Annotated in this window: 4 protein-coding genes; 1 reads left to right on the plus strand and 3 read right to left on the minus strand. The window is 61.8% G+C overall.

What is annotated here, in order from left to right; all coding sequences use genetic code 11:
- A partial coding sequence (locus tag Q0J74_RS10785; RefSeq protein WP_297214489.1) for a hypothetical protein occupies window positions 1–1,221 on the plus strand: 1,221 nt, incomplete at its 5' end.
- A 54-nt stretch (window positions 1,222–1,275) separates the two neighbouring features.
- Here Q0J74_RS10785 and Q0J74_RS10790 read toward each other — a convergent pair.
- The 3 genes from Q0J74_RS10790 to Q0J74_RS10800 form a co-directional block, all read right to left on the minus strand.
- Window positions 1,276–1,755, minus strand: a complete 480-nt coding sequence (locus tag Q0J74_RS10790; protein WP_297214491.1) for a GNAT family N-acetyltransferase — start codon at window positions 1,753–1,755, stop codon at window positions 1,276–1,278.
- Between the two features lie 77 nt (window positions 1,756–1,832).
- Complete coding sequence (locus Q0J74_RS10795) at window positions 1,833–2,429, minus strand: NAD(P)H-dependent oxidoreductase (RefSeq protein ID WP_297214492.1); 597 nt, start codon at window positions 2,427–2,429, stop codon at window positions 1,833–1,835.
- Between the two features lie 28 nt (window positions 2,430–2,457).
- Window positions 2,458–3,543, minus strand: a 1,086-nt coding sequence (locus Q0J74_RS10800) for a DUF2812 domain-containing protein (protein ID WP_297214494.1), incomplete at its 5' end; no start/stop codon positions are given.

Below are 3,543 nucleotides of genomic sequence, written 5' to 3' on the forward strand. Positions count from 1 at the left end.
GTCACCGAGGCCGAGCGGCAGGAGGCCCTGGAGCAGTACAACGAGTGGTTCACCGACGGCGGGTATTACCGCAGCTACGACCATATTCTGGTCAGCGACCGCTACACTCTGACCAACGGCAGCGGCACCGACCAGGAGGTAACGATATACTACCCCTTTGCCGCCACTTTGGATAAGCTGTCCAAGTACAGGCCCACCCTGACGGCGGACGGAGCGGAGCTGGATACTGCCCTGGTGGTGGGGAGCAATGGGGCGCAATACAGCGCCGGAAGCTGGGAGGATTACCAGGCCCTGTTTTCCGGCGGAACCTATCTGGAGAACGCCCTGGCGCCCCTCCGGGACCCCGCCTCCATCCCGGTCATCGTCTACGAATTCACCGACCCCTACGGGCCGGAGGAGAGCGAGGAGGCCCCCAACCCCTCCATCCGGGCCAACATGGAGCTGGACTATGACAGGACGGCGGTGCTGTCCTACGGCTTCCAGGGCGGCTCCTATGACCGGGAGGCCGGCACCATGATGCAGGATTTCTCCATCCCGGAGCCCGGAGACTCCAGTTACGGCAGCACCCGCTACCTGCTGGTACTGGGAGAGGATATAGCCAACCTCACCACCGGCGGCTATGTCACCGGCGGTACCGACCCTGACACTCCCGTTCTGCCGGACAGCGGGGTTACCGTAACCCGGTATGAAAGCGATTTGGACACCATGTTCCGCACCATTCTGACCCATGCCCTGGCGCGGCGGATGGACACCGAGGATATGATGTACGCGGCTTTGGACTTTGAGACCTGCTACCGGGTCATTCTGGACCGCTTCTATCAGAGCGGCCTGCCGGAAAACCTGTCGGAGTGGCAGGGTACCGGCTGCATCGAGGATTTTATCAGCGAGAGCTTCACCATGGACCGGGTGAGCTGGGTATCGGCCCAAATCACCATCCCCGCCGGGGGCAGCGTCACGGTGGAGGCCTCCTTTGCCAAGGCGGGCAGCTTTGACTACGCCTGCGCCCATACCCAAAACCGGGGGGTGTACGGCTATGACCTGGTGACCAAGCTGGGTTCCAACCTGGCCTGCACCAGCCAGACCGCCACTTTGGAAGACCGGGGTCTCATCGAGATTGTCCGGCAGAATTTCGGCTTTGATCTGGAAAATGGAGTGAACACCGTCACCCTGGACCTGGCTCAGGAGCACTACTACCTGGAAGTCAAACGCCGCGCAGAATAGGAAAAAGGGAGCGTTGCAGAACAGCCGTCTGCAACGCTCCCTTTCTTTTTTTGTTTAATGGGCCGGGCATCTCCGGTTGGGCCGCATAAACAGCCACTCGGATACCCCCCGGCGCATTACGTCGTGGAGCAGGCACTGGGGCTCAAAGCCCAGGGACTGATAGAGCTTTTTGGCCCGCACGTTGAATTTGCTGGTCATAATAAACATGTTGGGGGCGGTGCCGGCCTCCATCACGCCAATGAAGATCTTCACCAGGGCGGTACCGATACCCATCCCACGATAGCCCTTTTTGACTCCCAGTAAACTGAGGTAGGGCAGGCCCGCCAGACCGTCGGCGGTCATGTGCATCACTCCCACCGGTTCGCCCTTGGCGCTCATAGCGACATAGAGCTCCCCCTTGTTCATGGCGTCGGTCAGCACGGCGGGCAGCCGGTCGCTGCCGGCAAAGTAGGCGTCATACAGCTTGGAGTCGTAGAACACCTGGCAGTATTCCTCCAGGCGGCCGGGATCGCCTTTTACAAGGGTGAAGTCCATAATCGCTCCCTCCCTATTGGTGTTACCTGTATTGTACCCCAGCGCGGCACGTTTTGCAAGTGCTTCCAGGCACGGGTTTAGATGCCCGCTGCCAGCTCCGCCGCCCGTTCCATGGCGGCCGCCAGCAGGGCCGCCGGGTCGTTCCGGATATCGTCCAGTCCCTCGGCATCCAGGAACCGGACCTGGGGAATGCCGTACATCACCCCCAGGCCCTTGATATGGGCGGCGGCGATATCCAGGGGGGTGCCGGCGTAATAGCCTCCCCGGGTGGTGACGTAGAGCAGCCAGTCGGCCTTACAAAGACCCATCATGGCCCCCTGGGCATCATAGCCGAAGGTGAGATCGGTAACCGAGATCCGCTCCAGGTAGATCTTCAGAGCCGCCGGAAAGGACAGGTCCCAGAAGGGGGCGGCAACTACAATCTGATCCGCCGACGCAAACTGCCGGGCAGGTTCAAACATAGGGTGATCCAGCTTCCCGGCGTTCCACAGCTCGTCCCGCTGAGCCAGCACCTCCGGGTACTGGGGCGGCAGACGCAGGGTACACAGATCCACCTCCGCCACCTCCGTGTCCCGGTGGGCGGAGCAGTAGCAGTTCAAAAAGTGCCGGGCCAGCTTGAGGGTGCGGGACTTTTCCCCCCGCACGCAGGCATTGATGAAGAGCAGACGTTTCATTTTTTCACGCTCCTGCGGTTTATTTTGTTCATGCTATCATATTTTCCGTCCGGACGCAAGCGGCTGACTCCAGCCAGACCAACAGTTCCTCCACCACGGCCCGGTCGGTGAGGTCCAGCTTCTCCGCCTCCAGGTGGACCACCCGGTTGCCCTGGCGGAAGATGAGGCCGCTGCCACCGTCCCAGGCGTAGCTCCATGCCTGGTCATAGCCCAGGTCGGCAGGCAGCGGCTCTTTCGCCCCATGCCCATGGATCATCGTACGGAGCTGCTCTTCATCCATTTCATCCGCACGCAGCCCCTGGCAGATCAGCTCCGCCAGCCAGGAGGCCTTACAGTCATAGGATTCCATCCACAGGTCGCCTGCTTCGGAAAACCTCCGGTATGCCATATGCTCCGCCAGAACAGACCCTTCTGTGGTCAGCCAGCCGTCCTGGCAGTAGCTGCCGCGGTCCGCATTGACAGCGCCAAAAATAGACAGGATCAGGATAACCCCCAGCACCGTATAAACCAGCGGCATGGCGCCCCGGAACCGGGCAGCTCCCCGCCCGGGTACCGGCATGGGCTTCCCTGCTTCCGCCGCCCGGCGGCACTTTTTCCGGTAGCACACCACCCGAACGCCCAGAGACAGCTCCAACACGATCCAGGACAGCAGAAGCAGCTGGATGATCATGGCCCCGTTGGAGAGGAACAGTTCCCACATCCGGGGCTGGTCCAGGAAAAACCGGGCGACAACCCAGACGGCCCAGTAAATGACCAGGTAGAAAAAGGTGTAGGCCTGATTCCACAGGGCCTTTTTCAGCACTTCCTCCCACTCCAGGCTGCCGTCGGTCTGGATAGGAGCGGGATCGGTGTCCGGCTTGGCCTGGAAATAAAACATGCCCCCTGCCTCGTCCAGCAGGTCCCAGCCCGCTTCATCGCACAGGGCCAGATAGTCCGCCCGGGCCTGCTCGTCCTTCCGGCGGATACTTTTCCACCGGGCGGGCTCCACCCAGCACCGGCGGGGGTTCTCCGAGCGGTGGAAGGAGGCGGTGAAGATGCCCAGCTCCGCCAGCTCCCAGCCCTGATCCGCCAGCTCATCCAGCTCCGCCTGGGCGGCTTTCACGTCCTCGGCGGT

It is taken from the genome of uncultured Flavonifractor sp. (genome assembly GCF_944387675.1).
Classification (GTDB): Bacteria; Bacillota; Clostridia; order Oscillospirales; family Oscillospiraceae; genus Flavonifractor.

Bases quoted from the DNA above. Each gene is read 5' to 3' on its own strand.
- Q0J74_RS10790 (WP_297214491.1), bottom strand. From the start codon at position 1,755: ATGGACTTCACCCTTGTAAAAGGCGATCCCGGCCGCCTGGAGGAATAC.
- Q0J74_RS10795 (WP_297214492.1), bottom strand. From the start codon at position 2,429: ATGAAACGTCTGCTCTTCATCAATGCCTGCGTGCGGGGGGAAAAGTCC.